The sequence below is a fragment of the Aureimonas sp. AU20 genome (assembly GCF_001442755.1).
Taxonomy (GTDB): Bacteria; Pseudomonadota; Alphaproteobacteria; order Rhizobiales; family Rhizobiaceae; genus Aureimonas.
Genome location: NZ_CP006367.1, coordinates 92,324 through 108,741, shown reverse-complemented (window position 1 = coordinate 108,741; position 16,418 = coordinate 92,324). Strand labels below are relative to the sequence as shown.

The following is a 16,418-nucleotide window of genomic DNA, read 5'->3' as shown; positions in this document are numbered from 1 at the left end:
CGGGGAGCCGGTTTGCTTCCGTTTCCGGATCAGCGCTGGCACACCGGGCAAAAAAAGGTCGAACGGCCGGACTGGACGATGCGCTGGACGATGCCGCGACAGGTCTCGTGCCGGCAGGGCTCGCCCTCGCGGTCGTAGACGTTGAAGCGATGCTGGAAATAGCCAAGGCTCCCGTCGGCTTGCCGATAGTCCCGCAAGGTGGAGCCGCCGGCCTCGATCGCGTCGGCGATGGTCTCACGAATGTGAAGGGCGAGCGTGTCGAGCCGCTGCGTCGCCGTGCCGTCCTTCTTCACGATCGAACCCGCCTCGCGCCGGGGCGACAGGCGGGCGCGCCACAACGCCTCGCAGACATAGATATTGCCGAGGCCCGCGATGATCGTCTGGTCGAGCAGCGCGGCCTTCAAGGGCGCAGCCTTGCCCCGAAAGCGCGGCGCGAGATCGGCGCCCGACAGGGCGTTGCCGGTCGGCTCCAGGCCGAGGGCGCGAAAATGCGGGTGGTCCGCCATCTCGGCCTTGGGCACCAGCGTCATGTAGCCGAAGCGGCGCGGGTCGTTGAAGACGATGCGCGCCGGGCCGCCTTCCGGCCGCGCGAGATGGAAGATCACATGGTCGTGCAGCCGGTCCTCGCTGCGGGCGAGATGGAAGGCCGCGCCCGCCACCGGCGCGGAGGCTCCGTCGCCCTCCGCCGTCTCGATGCGGAACGAGCCGGACATGCCGAGATGCATGGCGAGCACGAGACCGCCTTCGAGATCGGCCAGGAGATACTTCGCCCGGCGCGACAGGCTCTCGATGCGGCGGCCCTCGATCCGCTCGGCGAGGCGCTCGGGCAGGGGAAAGCGCAGGTCCGGCCGGCGCGCCTCGACCCGCTCGATCCGCGCGCCCTCCATCACCGGCTGCAAGCCGCGACGCACCGTCTCCACCTCTGGCAATTCGGGCATGTCACCTACCTGTCGTACTGGCTTGTCGTCATAGCGCGGTTCCCGGCCGCCGACGCGATGGCGCTCGCCGGTCGCTTGCGTTAAGACCGGCGCAAAATCGAAAGGGCGCTCCCGCCGGCCGCCTCTCCTATAGGCCGGCTTGCGCCCAGGTCCAACGCACGAGGTGAACCCATGTCCGAGTCCCGAGTCGGCTCCGCGGAAGGAATGGAAACGTCCTACGGCTTCGAGACCGTCTCGGGCCGCGACGAGAAGCAGGCGCGCGTCAACGAGGTGTTCCACCGCGTGGCCGAGCGCTACGACATCATGAACGACCTCATGTCGGGCGGCATGCACCGGCTCTGGAAGGACGCGCTGGTCAATTGGCTGGCCCCGTCCAAGCGGCCCGGCTGGCGCTTTCTGGATGTCGCCGGTGGCACGGGCGACGTCGCCATGCGCATCGTGGAAGCCTCGAACCGGCAGGCCGAGGGCACGGTGCTCGACATCAACGGCTCCATGCTGGCGGTCGGCGCCGAGCGCGCCAAGAAGCGCGGGCTGGACGAGAATCTTCTCTTCGTGGAAGGCAATGCCGAGGATCTGAAGCTGCCGGCTGAGAGCTTCGACGCCTATACGATCGCCTTCGGCATCCGCAACGTGCCGCGCATCGACCTCGCCCTGTCGGAGGCCTACCGCGTCCTGAAGCCGGGCGGGCGCTTCCTGTGCCTCGAATTCTCCGAGGTCGAGCTGCCGGTTCTCGACAAGCTCTACGATCTCTGGAGCTTCAAGGCCATTCCCGCCATCGGCCAGGCCGTGGCGAAGGACCGCGATTCCTACGAATATCTCGTGGAATCCATCCGCCGCTTTCCCAATCAGGTGAATTTCGCGAGCGCCATCCGCAAGGCCGGCTTCGAGCGCGTCTCCTATCGCAACCTGACGGGCGGCATCTCGGCCATCCATTCCGGCTGGAAGCTGTAATCAGCGTGAGCAATCCCGTCACCGGCACGATCGCCCTCGTCCGGGCGGTCTGGATCATGGCCCGCGAGGGCGTCTTTTCCGCGCTTCCCGCAGAAGGCCTGCCGCCCATGGCGGCGCTCGCCCACAAGGCGGCGGGGCTTTTGGCGCGCCGCTCGGCCGTGCGCCGGGCGCGCAAGGACCGGCTCGCCGCCGCGCTGAACCGGCTCGGGCCGTCCTACGTCAAGCTCGGCCAGTTCCTCGCCACGCGGCCCGACATCGTCGGCACCGAAATCGCGCTGGAGCTCAGCGACCTGCAGGACAAGGTGCCGCCCTATCCCCGGCAGGTCGCAATCGAGACGATCGAGGTGACGCTCGGCCGGCGCATCGACGATCTGTTCATCGAGTTCGGCGAGGTCGTGGGCGCCGCCTCGATCGCCCAGGTCCACAAGGCCCGCGTCCTGACGCGCGAGGGCGAGGAGCGTTTCGTCGCGGTCAAGGTCATCCGACCGGGCGTGCGCGTGCGCTTCCTGCGCGAGATGCAGGCCTTCGCCTTCATCGCCCGTGTGCTCGAGATCGTGGTGCCCTCGTCGCGGCGCCTGCGGCCCGTCGCCGTGGTGGAAACGCTGGCCCAGTCCACCCGCATCGAGATGGACCTGCGCCTAGAGGCTGCGGCTTCCTCCGAGATGGCCGACAACACCAGGGACGATCCCGGTTTTCGCGTGCCCGGCATCGACTGGGAGCGCACGGGCCGCGACGTCCTCACCATGGAATGGGTGGACGGCATCAAGATGAACGACGTGGCCGCCGTGCGCGCGGCGGGCCACGACCTGCCGCGCCTCGGCGTCAACCTGATCCAGGCCTTCCTGCGCCATTCCATGCGCGACGGCTTCTTCCATGCCGACATGCATCCGGGAAACCTCTTCGTCGCCCCGGACGGCACGATCGTTGCGGTCGATCTCGGCATCGTCGGCCGCCTGTCGGCGGACTCGCGCCGCTTCCTAGCCGAGATTCTTTACGGCTTCATCCAGCGCGATTATCGCCGCGTCGCCGAGGTGCATTTCGAGGCGGGCTACGTGCCGCGCAATCAGGACGTCCTGTCCTTCGCGCAGGCCCTTCGCGCCATCGGCGAGCCGATCCACGGCCAGCCGGCCGAGACCATCTCCATGGGCCATCTCCTGACGCTTCTCTTCGAGGTGACGGAGCTCTTCGACATGCATGCCCGGCCCGAGCTAGTTCTGCTGCAGAAGACCATGGTCGTGGTGGAAGGCGTTGCGCGCTCCTACGACCCGCGCTTCAACATGTGGCAGGCGGCCGAGCCGGTCGTGTCGGACTATATCCTGTCGGAGATCGGCCCGGCGGCGAAGCTGCGCGACGCGCGCGAGGGGCTGGAGGCGCTGGGGCGCATCGCCAAGCGCCTGCCCGACTTCGCGACGGGTCTGGAAGTCTTTGCCAAGAACATGCCGGACCTCATCGAGAACGGCATCCACATCAACGACGACGATCTTCTGGAACTCGCCAAGGAATCGCGCACCGGCCTCGTGATCAGCCACATCGCCCAGATCGCCTCGGCGATCGCTCTGGTGGTGATCGCCTGGCAGCTGACCTTCGGGTAGGGTGATTGCATTGCAATCATGATTCTGGAGGCGTATCTTTCACACAGGAGGATCGCGTCATGGCCAGCTTGACCATTCGCAACATCGACGAGGATCTCAAGCGCAAGCTCCAGATTCGCGCAGCCCACAACGGTCGCTCGATGGAGCAAGATCTGCGCTTGGCCTTGCAAGCGCTCGTCGAGGAGGTGCCGCAGTCTCCCTACAGAAGCGAGGCGGACGCGCGCGAGCGGTTCGAGCGGATCATGGCGCTTGCCCACCCGCCGCTGGAGCCTTTTGACCAGAAGGCTGTGTCGGACGAGATCAACGACTTCGTTCCGTGATCGTCATTGACACATCCGCGTTGGTGGCGATCATCGCGAGAGAGCCTGATGCGGCACAGTTTGGCGCTTTCCTGGGTTCCAGAACGGACCTCGTGCTTTCTTCTGCCACGGCGGTCGAAGCGTATATCGTCGTTCGCTCTCGCTGGGGGCAGGAGGGAGTCTCCCGCCTCGACGCGCTTCTAGAACTGGGCGGCGTGGAACTGCGTGCCTTCGACGCCCCGCAGATGGAATTGGCGATCGATGCCCATCGGCGTTTCGGGCGCGGCTCCGGGCATCCCGCCAAACTGAACTATGGCGATTGCTTCGCCTATGCGTTGGCGCGTCGACACAACGCTCCTCTTCTCTTCAAGGGCGACGACTTCGTCCACACCGACATTCGCCCCGCCTTGTGACGCGAGCGCTCATGACCGCAGCTTCGATCCTTGCCGACAAGCGCATCCTCCTCATCGTCGGCGGCGGCATCGCGGCGTACAAATGCCTGGATCTCGTGCGCCGCCTGCGCGAGCGCGGCACCAGGGTGACGCCGGTCATGACGGCGGCGGCGGCCGAGTTCGTGACGCCCCTGTCGCTCGGGGCGCTGGCCGGCACCAAGGTCTATGGCGAACTCTTCAGCCGGGACGACGAGCACGATGTCGGCCATATCCGCCTCGCGCGCTCGGCCGATCTGGTGATCCTGGCGCCGGCCAGCGCCACGCGCATGGGCAAGATGGCGGCCGGGATCGGCGACGATCTCGCCGGCGCCATTCTTCTGGCCACCAACGCGCCCGTGCTGCTGGCCCCTGCGATGAACCCCGCCATGTGGGCGCATCCCGCCACGCGCCGCAGCCTCATCACCCTGAAGGCCGATGGGCTCCATTTCGTCGGGCCCAACCGGGGCGAGATGGCAGAAAGCGGCGAGGCGGGCGAGGGGCGCATGGCTGAGCCGCTGGAAATCGTGGCCGCCGCCGAGGCGCTTCTCGCACCGGCAGTGCGCCCGCTCGCCGGCCGGCGCGTCCTCGTCACCTCCGGCCCGACGCACGAGCCGATCGACCCCGTGCGCTACATCGCCAACCGCTCGTCCGGCCGGCAAGGGCACGCGATCGCCGAAAGCCTTGCCCAGCTGGGGGCGGAGGTGGTTCTCGTGTCCGGCCCCGTGGCGCTGCCCGATCCCGCCGGCCTTCGCACCCGGCATGTGGAGACGGCGCGCGAGATGCTGGCAGCGGTGGAAGCGGAACTGCCCGTCGATGCCGCCGTCTTCGTTGCCGCCGTGGCGGACTGGCGGACGCAATCCGAGGCCGGCGCCAAGATCAAGAAACGCGCCGGCGAGGGCCCGCCCGCCCTGCCGCTGGTGGAGAACCCCGACATTCTGCGTCACGTCGGCACCGGCCCGCGCCGCCCCCGCATCGTGGTGGGTTTCGCCGCCGAGACCGACGATCTCCTCGGCAATGCCGCGCGAAAGCTGGAGGCCAAGGGCGCCGATCTCATCGTCGCCAACGATGTGTCGGGGGGCGTCATGGGCGGCGCATGCAACGCGGTGAAGCTCGTCTCGCGCGCGGGTGTGGAGGAATGGCCCGAGCTGGCCAAGGAGGAGGTTGCCGAACGGCTCGCCGCCGAGATAAGCCGGATGCTTCTCGAGACGGAGCGCGCGCCATGAGCGAACTTCCCAGCACTGGCCCCCATATCGGCGTTCACCGCCTGCCCCATGCCGAGGGGCTGGACCTGCCGGCCTATGCCAGTGCCGGGGCCGCCGGTGCGGACCTGCGCGCCGCCGTGGAAACGGACGTGACGATACCGCCGCTCGGCCGGGCGCTCGTGCCGAGCGGTCTCGTGTTCGACATTCCCGAGGGCTTCGAGATTCAGGTGCGGCCGCGCTCGGGGCTGGCGGCGCGCCACGGCGTCACGGTGCTCAACACGCCGGGCACGATCGACAGCGATTATCGCGGCGAGGTCATGGCGATCCTCGTCAATCTCGGCTCCGAGCCCTTCGTGGTGACGCGGGGCGAGCGCATCGCGCAGCTCGTCGTCGCCACCGCGCCGCAGGCGCGCTTCGCCGAGGTGGACGGGGTCGGCGAGACCGCGCGCGGGGCGGGGGGCTTCGGCTCCACGGGCCGCGCATGAGCGCCGCCGGCTTTCTCGCCTATGCGCTGGCGCTGGCGCTCGCCGCCGCCATTCCCGGCCCCGGCGTGGTGGCGCTCGTCGCCCGCGCGCTCGGCGCCGGCTTCCGGCAGGCCATGGGCTTCACGCTCGGGCTGATCCTGGGCGATCTCACCTTCCTCACGGCCGCCGTGTTCGGCCTCGCGCTTGTGGCGCAGGCGATGGGCGAATTGTTCACGATTGTTCGCTTCGTGGCCGCCGCCTATCTCGGCTATCTCGCGTGGAAGCTCTGGCGCGCCGCCGGCAATGCCGCCGAGGTCGAGGCCATGGCGTCGGAGACGGTGCTCGGCAGCTTCCTGGCCGGGCTGACGGTGACACTCGCCAACCCCAAGACCATCGTCTTCTATCTCGCGCTCTTGCCGACGCTGGTGGATCTCCAGCATGTCGGCCCTGCCGACTATGCGGTGCTGGTCGTCCTGACGACGCTCGTGCTCTTCCTCGTCATGACGCCCTATGCCGCCTTGGCGGCGCGGGCGCGCCATGTCCTGCGCCGCCCCTCCGTCCTCGCCCGGCTCAACCGGAGCGCGGCCCTGATCCTCGGCGGCGCCGCGATCTGGAGTCTCGTCCGCCGCGCTTGAACCCCAGCTGGGTTGTCGAGCAATCTCTAGCCCATATCCGGCTTGGCGAGCCGGACGAGCCAGTCCTGGACGATCCGCCGATCTTCGGCGGAAAGGCCGGCCACCATGCCGGCCTCCAGCCCGTAGACGCGCTCCTTGGCCTTCGCCAGGATCGCCTCTCCCGCCGGCGTCAGTTCGATCGTCTGAATGCGCCCGTGAACCGCGTGTGCGCGGCGCTCGACCAAGCCCGCCTTGAGGAGATTGGCGACGATGACGCTCATGGTCTGGGGCGTCAGGAGCGCCAGACGCGCCAGATCCGCGTTGCTGGTGCCGGGATAGGCGGCCAGCATCGTCAGCACCGAGAACTGGGGATGCGTCAGGTCGAGATCGCTCAGCGCCCCGTCCACGCGGAGACGATGCGCGTTCGACGCCTGCCGCAGCAGGTAGCCGAGATGCCCCTGTTCCCCGCGCTTGCCTTCACCTGCCTCCGGCAATCCCATCGGTTCCCCTCCGCCTTGCGTAATGTCAGTGCTCTGATATTATGTTCGTGTTCTGACATTAAAGGAGTTGCCGAACCATGGCGAGTGCTGCCGTCGAGGCCGAGGCCTCGGGTTTCTCGATCGAGTCTTTTCGCACCACGGCTCCCGCGGCCTATGCCGCGCTGTTCACGCTCGGCAAGGCGGTGGACGAGGCCGGCTTCGACAAGCGGCTGAGCGAGCTCGTCAAGCTCAGGGTGTCGCAGATCAATGGCTGCGCCTTCTGCGTGGCGTTTCATCTGAACGTCGCCAGACGCATCGGCGTCGAGGCCGCCAAGCTCGATCTTCTCGCCGTGTGGCGGGAAAGCCCAGCCTTCTCCCCCCGCGAAAAGGCGGCTCTGGCCTTTGCCGAACATCTCACGCTCCCCGGCGCTCGCGCGTCAGCCGAGGCCGCTCCTCCCGCGGGTTTCTCGCCGGAGGACACGCTTCTCCTGACGCTCGTCGTCGCGCAGATCAACGCCTGGAACCGCATCGCGGGTGGGCTGCATTTTCCCCATCCCGCCTTGGAAGCGGCCTGACGCCGGCCCGCCGCCCCCTGCATGGAGGGAGCGGCGGGATGACGAGATCTCAGGCCCAGCGCCGCGCCGCGCCCTCGATCTGGCGTCCCGGCTCGCCGACGCTGCGCAGCGCGCCGAGCTGGGACAGGGTGACGCGGTTTCGGCCCGCCGACTTGGCCTTGTAGAGATTGGTGTCGGCGATCTTGTAGAGCGCGTCGAAGGGAACGGCGGTGCGAAAGGCGATGCCGCCGAGCGACACCGACAGGCGCGTGCGCTGGCTGCGCGGGCCGACCTCCAGCATGTTGATGCGCGCGCGCAGGCGCTCGGCCACGATCTGCGCCTCCTCGAAGCCGGCATTGCGCAGGAGGACGGCGAATTCCTCGCCGCCCAGCCGCCCGACGAGGTCGTCCTTGCGCACGCTCTGGCGCAGCGTGGCGGCGATCAGCGATAGGGCCTGATCGCCCGTGCCGTGGCCCAGCCGGTCGTTGATGCGCTTGAAGTGGTCGGCGTCGAGGATCAGGAGCGTGTGGGGCACGTCGTCCTCGGCCCGGCGCCGGCCCTCCTGCCCGATGCGCAGTTCCACCGATTTCTGGAAGGCGGCGCGGTTCAGAACCTTGGTCAGCCCGTCGCGCGTGGCGATGTGGAAAAGCTGGTGGTTGGCGCGGCGCAGCGCGACGATGCGCGTCGCGGCATAAAGCTGCAGCGGCAGCACCGACACGAAGAGCATGAGAAGGCAGAACACCAGCGTGCTCTGCGCGGCCGGCAGCGAGAAGCTGCCGAAATACCAATAGGCCGCGATCACCATGACGCCGGCCATGGTCAGCGTCAGGCCGAAGAGTTCGAGGCAGAGCATTCGAAGGGATTGAAGAGCGGATGGGAGCATGGCGATCCAGACCGAGACCGGTTTGACAAAAGGCGTCTAGAAGGCCCGCAGGATGCCCTGCCGGCCCGGCGAACGGGGAAGGGCGAACGCTTGAAGCGTCGGCCCGCAGCGTCGTTGCGGCGGCAGCCCGTGAGGGCCGGCCGCCCGGCCCGATCGAGTTGTCAAACAGGCTCGAAAGGGCCTGGAAGCTGCCATGAGCCATGGGCAGTTGCGGAGGGGTCGACGCCCCTCGGCCGACCGAAGAGCCGCCCGCCCGCATCGCCTGCCCATGGTTCATGACAGCCTCTAGCTCGCCAGCTTGCCTGACTGCCTCCTGAGATGGGTTGAATCCCGGAGGCGCGATTTGATTCAAAGGCTTGGCGTGCCCTTCGATGCCAAGGCGTTGGAGACGTCAGTGCCGCCCGTCGGGGAAAATCTTTCTCCCATCTCGGCACGCTGCGCATGGATTTGCTTCCCCGCTTCGGGATCGTGATCGCTTGAGGTTCGCCAATCGGGAGGTATCCGCGCTAGATTGCCGCCCATGCGCGCTCGGACAGCGCGGTCGGAGAGGGACAAGGACACGTCGCCATGGATACGCCCGCGAACAACCAGACCGCCCGGACCCACGGACGGGGCCGGATCTACGACTCGATCCTCGACACGATCGGCGACACGCCGCTCGTTCGGCTCGACAAGTTCGCCCACGAACGGGGCGTGAAGGCCAAGCTTCTCGCCAAGCTCGAATTCTTCAACCCGATCTCCTCGGTCAAGGACCGCATCGGCGTCGCCATGCTGGAGGCGTTGGAGGCCAACGGCACGATCCGCCCGGGCCGCAACACGCTGATCGAGCCGACCTCGGGCAACACCGGCATCGCGCTCGCCTTCGCCGCCGCCGCCAAGGGCTACCAGCTCATCCTCACCATGCCCGAGACCATGTCGGTGGAGCGGCGCAAGATGCTGCGGCTGCTGGGCGCCGAGCTGGTGCTGACCGAAGGCGCCAGGGGCATGAAGGGCGCCATCGCCAAGGCCGAGGAACTGCGCAGCGAAATTCCGAACTCGGTGATCCCCCAGCAGTTCGAGAACCCCGCCAATCCGCAGATCCACCGCGTCACCACGGCCGAGGAAATCTGGAACGACACGGCGGGCCATGTCGATCTCTTCGTGTCCGGGATCGGCACGGGCGGCACGATCACCGGCGTCGGCCAGGTGCTGAAAAGCCGCAATCCCGGCCTGCGCGTGATCGCCGTCGAGCCCGAGGCCTCGCCGGTCCTTTCCGGCGGCGCGCCGGGGCCGCACAAGATCCAAGGCATCGGCGCGGGCTTCGCGCCGGCCATTCTCGACCGCGACATCTATGACGAGGTCGTCACCGTCTCCAACGACGAGGCCTTCGAGACCGCCCGCCTCGTGGCGCGCCTGGAAGGCGTGCCGGTCGGCATCTCGTCGGGCGCCGCGCTCGCCGCCGCCGCCAAGGTTGGCGCGCGCGACGAGAATGCCGGCAAGAACCTCGTCGTCATCATTCCCTCCTTCGCGGAGCGCTACCTCTCCACCGCCCTGTTCGACGGGCTCGTGGCGGAGGACGAGCCCAAGGAAAAGCCGAAGGGCGCGCCGTCGATCTAAGCGCCTTCTCCCGCTTCGATCATCATCCAAGGGGCCGCCGGTTCGCCGCGCGGCCCCTTTCCTTTTTTGGACGCTGACCTTTCTTGATAGGCTCGCGCGGCGCCGGGGAGGGGCGCCGCATCGCTTGCGATCCGCAACCTTCAAGGGTCTCGATGCCTATCCAAGACACGATCGAATCCTCGCAGACCTTCCTGCGCACGCTGGCCGCCCAGGCGGCGAGCTTCCTGCCCAACTTCCTTGTCGCCGTCCTCGTCATGGCGCTCGGCTTCTTCATCGCCGGGCGCCTCGCGGCGCTGGTCGGGCGCGCCTTCGGCCTGTCGCGCATCGACGAAACGGTGCGCGGGCCGCTGGTCGCCATGGTGCGCTATGTCGTGATCGTCATGGCGCTGATCATCGCGCTGGGGCAGATCGGCGTGCAGATGACCTCGCTGCTCGCCGTGCTCGGCGCCGCCGGCCTTGCCGTCGGTCTCGCGCTGCAGGGCACGCTCACCAACATCGCCGCCGGCATCATGCTGCTCTGGCTGCGCCCGTTCCGCGTCGGCGACTATATCGAGACGCAGAACTTCGCCGGCCGCGTCCACGAGATCGGCCTCTTCACCTGCCATCTCGAAACCTTCGACGGGCTCTTCGTCTTCGCGCCCAATTCCACGCTCTGGAACGTCTGGATGCGCAACCATTCGCGCGCCGCCTCTCGGCTTCTCGCCTGGCAGATCACCGTGCCGCGCCAGGTGCCCTTCGAGGCCGCGCACGAGGCGCTGATCTCGGCCTGGCCGAAGAGTGCCGGTGAAGAGCAATTGTCCGAGCCCGTCGCGTTTCTGGACCAGCTCACCGCCGACACGCAGGTCATCGTGTTTCGCGGTGTGGTGCGCGAGGGGGCGACCACGGACGCCCAGCGCCGCACCGCGCAGGCGATCCGGCGCATCTTCACCGAGCGCTTCGGGACGGAGGGCGAGCCGCGCGCCATCCAGCGCATCGTGCCGGGCGACGCCGACCCCTCGCGCTATCTCGGCGCCGGCGAGGCGCCCGAGGCCAACCGTACGCTGGTGAACGAGCGGCCGGAAGCGCCTTCGCAGGGCGTCGTCACGGCGCCCTGAGGACGTTACGCTGGTAGCGGGGCCCGGACGGGCCGGCGCCCCGCGAGAGGTCTGTCATGCCTGCTGTCTCCTCGGGTCGAACGAGCTGATCCGGGCGGAGTTGCGGCTTTCGCCCGCCCGCCGATAGGAGGGCGGGATCGGGGTGGCGAAAGGGGCGGAGGATTGTGCGATCCCGATAAGGCGAAAAGCCCGTAAAGCTTGGATTGCGATGCAAAAACTTCTATATGATGGCGGTCGAACAGAGGAGCCGCGCGGCTCCGCCCGCCGCGCCCCGACCCGTTAGGAATGCCATGTCCGAAGCCCCCGAGACCACCGAAACCGCCAGCGCGGAATACGGCGCCGATTCCATCAAGGTGCTGAAGGGTCTCGACGCCGTGCGCAAGCGGCCCGGCATGTATATCGGCGACACGGACGACGGCTCAGGCCTCCATCACATGGTCTACGAGGTGGTGGACAACGCCATCGACGAGGCGCTGGCCGGCCACGCGACGCATGTCACCGTGACGCTCAACCCCGACGGCTCCTGCACCGTGACCGACAACGGGCGCGGCATCCCGACCGACATCCACACGGGCGAGGGGGTCTCGGCGGCCGAGGTCATCATGACCCAGCTCCATGCCGGCGGTAAGTTCGACCAGAATTCCTACAAGGTCTCCGGCGGTCTGCACGGCGTCGGCGTTTCGGTGGTCAACGCCTTGTCGGTGTGGCTGAAGATGAAGATCCGCCGCAAGGGCCGCATCCACGAGATGAGCTTCACGCACGGCGTGCCCGACGCGTCCCTAGTGGAGACGGGCGATGCCGGCGACGAGACGGGCACCGCCATCACATTCCTGCCGTCCACCGACACGTTCCGGGGTGTCACCAGCTTCGACTACGGCACGCTGGAGCACCGCTTGCGCGAGCTCGCCTTCCTGAACTCGGGCGTGCGCATCATCCTGACCGACAAGCGTCATGCCGACGAGAAGCGCACAGAGCTGTTCTACGAAGGCGGGCTGGAAGCCTTCGTGCGCTATCTCGACCGGGCGCGAAAGCCGCTGATCTCCGAGCCCATCGTGCTGTTCGGCGAGAAGGACGGCATCACCGTCGAAGCCGCGCTCTGGTGGAACGACAGCTACAACGAGACGGTGCTCTGCTTCACCAACAACATTCCGCAGCGCGACGGCGGCACGCATATGGCGGGCTTTCGCGGCGGGCTGACGCGCCAGGTCATCGGCTATGCCGAGAATTCGGGCGTCCTCAAGAAGGAAAAGGTCCAGCCGACCGGCGACGATTGCCGCGAGGGCCTGTCCTGCATCCTGTCGGTGAAGGTGCCGGACCCCAAATTCTCCTCGCAGACCAAGGACAAGCTCGTGTCCTCCGAGGTGCGCCCGGTGGTGGAGGGGCTGGTCAACGAGACGCTCGCCACCTGGTTCGAGGAACATCCGCAGGAAGCGCGCATCGTCACCGCCAAGGTGGTGGAGGCGGCCGCCGCGCGCGAGGCGGCCAAGCGCGCCCGCGAGCTGACGCGCCGCAAGGGCGCGCTCGACATCACCTCGCTGCCCGGCAAGCTGGCCGACTGCCAGGAGAAGGACCCGGCGAAGTCCGAGATCTTCCTGGTCGAGGGCGATTCCGCCGGCGGCTCGGCGAAGGGTGCCCGCTCGCGCCAGAACCAGGCCATCCTGCCGCTGCGCGGCAAGATCCTGAATGTCGAGCGCGCCCGCTTCGACCGCATGCTGGGCTCGGACCAGATCGGCACGCTCATCACCGCGCTCGGCACCTCGATCGGCAAGGACGAGTTCAACCCCGACAAGCTGCGCTACCACAAGATCATCATCATGACGGACGCCGACGTCGACGGCGCCCATATCCGCACCCTTCTGCTCACCTTCTTCTTCCGGCAGATGCCGGAGCTGATCGAGCGCGGCCACATCTACATCGCACAGCCGCCGCTCTATAAGGTGACGCGCGGCAAGCAGGGCCAGTATCTCAAGAACGAGAAGGCGCTGGAGAACTACCTGATCGAGGGCGGGCTGGAGGACGCGATCCTGCAGCTCGACAATGGCGAGGCGCGCTCGGGCCGCGACCTGCGCTCCGTGGTGGAGGATGCGCTCGGCGTTCGCCAGATCCTTGCCGGCCTCCATTCCCGCTACAACCGTCAGGTCGTGGAACAGGCGGCGGTCGCCGGCGCCCTGTCCCCCTCCGTTGCCGAGAACCAAGGCGAGGCCGAGGTGATGGCCGACCGGATCGCCAAGGCGCTGGATCAGGTGGCCGAGGAGACCGAACGCGGCTGGATCGGCGAGGCCGATGGCATGGGTGGCTATCGCTTCCAGCGCACGGTGCGCGGCGTTCTCGACGTGCAGGCGGTGGATGCGGCGCTGATCCAGTCCGCCGACGCTATCGCTCTGCACCGCATCGCGAACCGCCTTTCCGAGGTCTATCCGCATGCCCCGGTTCTGCGCCGCAAGGAAACCGAGCGCACCATCCTGGGACCGCTCGATCTCGTGGCCGCCGTGTTCGAGGTCGGCCGCAAAGGCCTCTCGCTCCAGCGCTACAAGGGTCTTGGCGAGATGGACCCCGAGCAGCTCTGGGAAACCACGCTCGACCCCGAAGTGCGCTCGCTCCTACAGGTGAAGGTGCCCGACGCGACGGACGCCGACCAGCTCTTCTCCCGCCTGATGGGTGACGAGGTCGAGCCCCGCCGCGAGTTCATCCAAGAAAACGCGCTTCAGGTCGCCAATCTAGACATCTGACCCGAGGCTCTGCGATGCGGCTCGGCGCGCGGGTGATGCGCCAAGCCGGCTGATGCTGGCCTACTGTGCCGGTGTGGCGGCCGGAAGGGTCGCGGGGGCGATCTGGGTCTGCGACGGCGCCAAGGGCTGGGCGGCTTCGCTGGTCGAAGTCGGAGGCGTCGCCAGACTGTCGCTGAGCGCCACGGTCGAACTACCGTTCGAACCTCCCGCGGCGGCTTTGGCGAGGCGGATCGGGTCGGAGCCTATCGGCTGGGCCACCACGCGCCCATCCGACGAGGCGACGCGCCAGACCGTGTTGCCGGCATCGTCCGCCACCAGAAGCGCGCCCGTTCCGTCGATGCCGACGCCGACCGGGCGCCCATGCGCCTCGTCGCCGTCGATGAAGCCGGTCACAACGTCCACCGCCTTGCCGGCGGGTTTGCCGTCCTGAAACGGCACGTAGACGACCTTGTAGCCGTTGAAGGCGTCGCGGTTCCAGCTTCCGTGCTCGCCGACAAAGGCCCCGTCGGCAAACTGCGGCGGCAGGGCGGAACCTTGCGAGAAGGCGAGGCCTAGCGCCGCCACATGGCTGGACAGCGCGTAGTCCGGCGCAATGGCCTTGCCCACCATATCCGGCCGCTGCGGGTGGACGCGCTCGTCCACATGCGCGCCGTAATAGCTCCAGGGCCAGCCGTAGAAACCGCCGTCCTTCACCGAGGTCATGTAGTCCGGCACGAGATTGGGGCCGAGTTCGTCGCGCTCGTTGACCACGGCCCAGAGCGTGTCCGTCCCCGGCTGGAAGGTGAGGCCGTTCGGATTGCGCAGGCCCGAGGCGTAGACGCGCGCGGCCCCGGTCTGCCGGTCGATCTGCCAGATCGCCGCCCGCCCCTTTTCCGCTTCCAGCCCGTTTTCGACGATGTTGGAGTTCGACCCGACCGAGGCGTAGAGGAACCGCCCGTCGGGGCTGAGCGCCAGGTCCTTCGTCCAATGGTGGTCGATCGGCCCGCCGGGCAGCGGCGTCAGCAGGCGCGGCGGCGCCGAGATGCTGGTCTCGCCGAGCTTGTAGGGATAGGCGAGCACGCCGTCGGTGGCCGCGACATAGAGCGTGTCGTCGGCCCAGGCGAGGCCGAAGGGCGAGGAGAGCTTGGTGAGGATATCGTGCCGCTCGTCCACCACGCCGTCGCGGTTGGTGTCGCGCAGGAGCGTGACGAGATTGCTCTCCTTCTGCTCACCGCCCCCGCCGCCATGGGCGATCGACATGATCCAGCCGCGAATGAGATCCTTCGGCCGCGAGAGAGGCTCGCCGGACGGCCCGCGCGACTGGACCACGAGCACGTCGCCGTTCGGCAACGTGTAGACCGTGCGCGGATTGGCGAGGTCCTTGGCGAAGGCCGTTACCGTCAAGCCCTGCGGAACGCTCGGGGTCTGGCCTTCCTGCCAGCCGACCACCTTAGCCACTTTGAGATCGGGTAGGAGGGATTGGCTGGGTGCGGGAAGAACGGGGTCGGGGCCGATCTGCTGGGACACATCGACCGCGCCGCTCTCGCTGCAAGCCCCAAGCGCCAGAAGCGCGGCAAGGGCGCCGGCGGAGGCTGCGCGACGGGCCGTGAAGATTGGATCAGACATCGCGGCGATCTCCGAAATGGGCGGCGGGGCGCAAGTCATGTCGAACGGCCGCCGGGCGTCCGAGCCAGGCCGTCGCCAGCATGACGAGAACGGTCGCAGCCGATAGCGCCAGCCCATAGGGCACCACGGCGGTCCAGCCGTCTCCGGCGTGAACGAGACTGTTGAGGAAGGCGAGCGCGAGAACGACCAGACTGCCGAGGAAATGCGGCCAGCTGGCGCCGCTCGGGGCGCGGGCGCGGCGGAACAGGAGCCCGATCAGCTCGCCCAAGGCGGCGAGGCCGCCGAACACGAGGCCGGCGAAGAGAAGCCAGGCCGAGAAGTTCTGCCACATGAGGTTCGCGGTCTGCCAGAAGGCGATGTCCGTCGCGAGCGTCAGGGTGAAACAGGCCGTGGGAAAAGCGGCGAGGAAGCTGCGGATCGGATGCCATTCGGCGGAAACGAGAGTGGGATAGGGCATGGAGCTCATGAACGCTTCTCCATTGGGGCCGCGCCCTTCATCCGGCCGCGTCAGAACCACTACGATCGTGGACAAGGACAGGTTCCACCGCAAGGCGTTGAAACCTCGTGCGTCTTCGCCGCAGGGCGGCCTCTCCGGCGGGGCAGAATGACGATCGCGGGAAAAGCCGTGACGATCGAACATGCTGGCCTAGTTCACCTGTCACCGAACACCCAAAGGATGCGCCCCATGGCCAGCGACGATCTGTTCTTTCTCCGCACGGGCGACGAGACCTCGACCTATGTTCTCGTTCGCCTGATCGGCGGCGAAGGTGCCCTGCGGGCCGAGGCTACGCTGGATGGCGCGGCCGAGGGCGAAGGCGTCGAATTCGAGACGATGCGGGGCGACCCGCCGACCGTGCTGCGCGACGCCAACGAATTCGCCCTTCTCAACGGCTTCGACCTGCGGATCGATCTCGCGGGCAACGAATGGCCCGCCGAACTCGGGATCATCGGCAACAAGTAGAGACTTGCGCGCCTGGCGGGGCGTCC

General features: G+C 67.9%; 17 protein-coding genes. 12 read left to right on the top strand and 5 right to left on the bottom strand.

What is annotated here, in order from left to right; translation table 11 throughout:
* Positions 1 to 29: 29 nt before the first annotated feature.
* Positions 30 to 938, bottom strand: coding sequence for a bifunctional DNA-formamidopyrimidine glycosylase/DNA-(apurinic or apyrimidinic site) lyase (gene mutM, locus M673_RS00470; protein ID WP_061972766.1), 909 nt, complete (start codon positions 936 to 938; stop codon positions 30 to 32).
* A gap of 171 nt (positions 939 to 1,109) precedes the next feature.
* Between mutM and ubiE the strand changes: the two genes are divergently transcribed.
* Genes ubiE through M673_RS00435 form a run of 7 tightly spaced genes read left to right on the top strand, consistent with a single transcriptional unit; the run spans position 1,110 to position 6,512 of the window.
* Entirely contained in the window at positions 1,110 to 1,889 is a 780-nt protein-coding gene (ubiE, locus tag M673_RS00465) for a bifunctional demethylmenaquinone methyltransferase/2-methoxy-6-polyprenyl-1,4-benzoquinol methylase UbiE (protein ID WP_061972764.1), read from the top strand.
* A 5-nt stretch (positions 1,890 to 1,894) separates the two neighbouring features.
* A complete protein-coding gene (gene ubiB / locus M673_RS00460) occupies positions 1,895 to 3,481 on the top strand; it encodes a 2-polyprenylphenol 6-hydroxylase (RefSeq protein WP_082639092.1) in 1,587 nt (528 codons plus the stop codon).
* Between the two features lie 59 nt (positions 3,482 to 3,540).
* Entirely contained in the window at positions 3,541 to 3,801 is a 261-nt protein-coding gene (locus M673_RS00455) for a FitA-like ribbon-helix-helix domain-containing protein (RefSeq protein WP_061972763.1), read from the top strand.
* Positions 3,798 to 4,193 (top strand): type II toxin-antitoxin system VapC family toxin, encoded by a 396-nt coding sequence (locus M673_RS00450; RefSeq protein WP_061972761.1) that lies wholly within the window; start codon positions 3,798 to 3,800, stop codon positions 4,191 to 4,193. Before M673_RS00455 ends, M673_RS00450 begins: the two co-directional genes overlap by 4 nt.
* Before the next feature lie 11 nt (positions 4,194 to 4,204).
* Positions 4,205 to 5,434, top strand: a complete 1,230-nt coding sequence (gene coaBC, locus M673_RS00445) for a bifunctional phosphopantothenoylcysteine decarboxylase/phosphopantothenate--cysteine ligase CoaBC (RefSeq protein WP_061972760.1) — start codon at positions 4,205 to 4,207, stop codon at positions 5,432 to 5,434.
* Positions 5,431 to 5,898 (top strand): dUTP diphosphatase, encoded by a 468-nt coding sequence (gene dut / locus M673_RS00440; protein ID WP_061972758.1) that lies wholly within the window; start codon positions 5,431 to 5,433, stop codon positions 5,896 to 5,898. The genes coaBC and dut overlap by 4 nt, the downstream gene beginning before the upstream one ends.
* The gene (locus M673_RS00435) at positions 5,895 to 6,512 is read left to right on the top strand and encodes a LysE family translocator (protein ID WP_061972756.1); all 618 of its coding nucleotides are present in this window, start codon (positions 5,895 to 5,897) and stop codon (positions 6,510 to 6,512) included. Before dut ends, M673_RS00435 begins: the two co-directional genes overlap by 4 nt.
* A 26-nt stretch (positions 6,513 to 6,538) precedes the next feature.
* Here the strand turns inward: M673_RS00435 and M673_RS00430 are convergent, their stop codons facing one another.
* Positions 6,539 to 6,991 (bottom strand): MarR family winged helix-turn-helix transcriptional regulator, encoded by a 453-nt coding sequence (locus M673_RS00430; protein ID WP_061972755.1) that lies wholly within the window; start codon positions 6,989 to 6,991, stop codon positions 6,539 to 6,541.
* A gap of 77 nt (positions 6,992 to 7,068) precedes the next feature.
* Here M673_RS00430 and M673_RS00425 point away from each other — a divergent pair, with 77 nt between their 5' ends.
* Positions 7,069 to 7,545: a carboxymuconolactone decarboxylase family protein gene (locus M673_RS00425; RefSeq protein ID WP_082639091.1), complete on the top strand. Its 477-nt coding sequence runs from the start codon at positions 7,069 to 7,071 to the stop codon at positions 7,543 to 7,545.
* 49 nt (positions 7,546 to 7,594) lie between these two features.
* Here the strand turns inward: M673_RS00425 and M673_RS00420 are convergent, their stop codons facing one another.
* Positions 7,595 to 8,377, bottom strand: a complete 783-nt coding sequence (locus tag M673_RS00420) for a GGDEF domain-containing protein (RefSeq protein WP_061972753.1) — start codon at positions 8,375 to 8,377, stop codon at positions 7,595 to 7,597.
* Between the two features lie 597 nt (positions 8,378 to 8,974).
* Here M673_RS00420 and cysK point away from each other — a divergent pair.
* The 3 genes from cysK (at position 8,975) to gyrB (ending at position 13,826) form a co-directional block, all read left to right on the top strand.
* The gene (gene cysK, locus M673_RS00415) at positions 8,975 to 10,003 is read left to right on the top strand and encodes a cysteine synthase A (RefSeq protein ID WP_061972751.1); all 1,029 of its coding nucleotides are present in this window, start codon (positions 8,975 to 8,977) and stop codon (positions 10,001 to 10,003) included.
* A 152-nt stretch (positions 10,004 to 10,155) separates the two neighbouring features.
* Complete coding sequence (locus tag M673_RS00410; RefSeq protein ID WP_061972750.1) at positions 10,156 to 11,097, top strand: mechanosensitive ion channel family protein; 942 nt, start codon at positions 10,156 to 10,158, stop codon at positions 11,095 to 11,097.
* Between the two features lie 290 nt (positions 11,098 to 11,387).
* Complete coding sequence (gyrB, locus tag M673_RS00405; RefSeq protein ID WP_061972748.1) at positions 11,388 to 13,826, top strand: DNA topoisomerase (ATP-hydrolyzing) subunit B; 2,439 nt, start codon at positions 11,388 to 11,390, stop codon at positions 13,824 to 13,826.
* A 60-nt stretch (positions 13,827 to 13,886) separates the two neighbouring features.
* On the opposite strand, the gene M673_RS00400 is transcribed toward gyrB, so the two are convergent.
* Positions 13,887 to 15,431 carry a PQQ-dependent sugar dehydrogenase gene (locus tag M673_RS00400; protein WP_061972747.1) on the bottom strand — a complete coding sequence of 515 codons (1,545 nt, stop codon included), beginning with the start codon at positions 15,429 to 15,431 and terminating at the stop codon, positions 13,887 to 13,889.
* Positions 15,424 to 15,888 carry a DUF2231 domain-containing protein gene (locus tag M673_RS00395; RefSeq protein ID WP_148640113.1) on the bottom strand — a complete coding sequence of 155 codons (465 nt, stop codon included), beginning with the start codon at positions 15,886 to 15,888 and terminating at the stop codon, positions 15,424 to 15,426. Before M673_RS00395 ends, M673_RS00400 begins: the two co-directional genes overlap by 8 nt.
* A gap of 228 nt (positions 15,889 to 16,116) precedes the next feature.
* Between M673_RS00395 and M673_RS00390 the strand changes: the two genes are divergently transcribed.
* The gene (locus M673_RS00390) at positions 16,117 to 16,392 is read left to right on the top strand and encodes a hypothetical protein (protein WP_062215172.1); all 276 of its coding nucleotides are present in this window, start codon (positions 16,117 to 16,119) and stop codon (positions 16,390 to 16,392) included.
* The last annotated feature ends 26 nt before the right edge of the window (positions 16,393 to 16,418 follow it).

Excerpts from the sequence above, each read along its gene's own strand:
- mutM (WP_061972766.1), bottom strand. The coding sequence starts at position 938 with ATGCCCGAATTGCCAGAGGTGGAGACGGTGCGTCGCGGCTTGCAGCCG.
- ubiE (WP_061972764.1), top strand. The coding sequence starts at position 1,110 with ATGTCCGAGTCCCGAGTCGGCTCCGCGGAAGGAATGGAAACGTCCTAC.
- M673_RS00455 (WP_061972763.1), top strand. The coding sequence starts at position 3,541 with ATGGCCAGCTTGACCATTCGCAACATCGACGAGGATCTCAAGCGCAAG.
- coaBC (WP_061972760.1), top strand. The coding sequence starts at position 4,205 with ATGACCGCAGCTTCGATCCTTGCCGACAAGCGCATCCTCCTCATCGTC.
- dut (WP_061972758.1), top strand. The coding sequence starts at position 5,431 with ATGAGCGAACTTCCCAGCACTGGCCCCCATATCGGCGTTCACCGCCTG.
- M673_RS00435 (WP_061972756.1), top strand. The coding sequence starts at position 5,895 with ATGAGCGCCGCCGGCTTTCTCGCCTATGCGCTGGCGCTGGCGCTCGCC.
- M673_RS00430 (WP_061972755.1), bottom strand. The coding sequence starts at position 6,991 with ATGGGATTGCCGGAGGCAGGTGAAGGCAAGCGCGGGGAACAGGGGCAT.
- M673_RS00425 (WP_082639091.1), top strand. The coding sequence starts at position 7,069 with ATGGCGAGTGCTGCCGTCGAGGCCGAGGCCTCGGGTTTCTCGATCGAG.
- M673_RS00420 (WP_061972753.1), bottom strand. The coding sequence starts at position 8,377 with ATGCTCTGCCTCGAACTCTTCGGCCTGACGCTGACCATGGCCGGCGTC.
- cysK (WP_061972751.1), top strand. The coding sequence starts at position 8,975 with ATGGATACGCCCGCGAACAACCAGACCGCCCGGACCCACGGACGGGGC.
- M673_RS00410 (WP_061972750.1), top strand. The coding sequence starts at position 10,156 with ATGCCTATCCAAGACACGATCGAATCCTCGCAGACCTTCCTGCGCACG.
- gyrB (WP_061972748.1), top strand. The coding sequence starts at position 11,388 with ATGTCCGAAGCCCCCGAGACCACCGAAACCGCCAGCGCGGAATACGGC.
- M673_RS00400 (WP_061972747.1), bottom strand. The coding sequence starts at position 15,431 with ATGTCTGATCCAATCTTCACGGCCCGTCGCGCAGCCTCCGCCGGCGCC.
- M673_RS00395 (WP_148640113.1), bottom strand. The coding sequence starts at position 15,888 with ATGCCCTATCCCACTCTCGTTTCCGCCGAATGGCATCCGATCCGCAGC.
- M673_RS00390 (WP_062215172.1), top strand. The coding sequence starts at position 16,117 with ATGGCCAGCGACGATCTGTTCTTTCTCCGCACGGGCGACGAGACCTCG.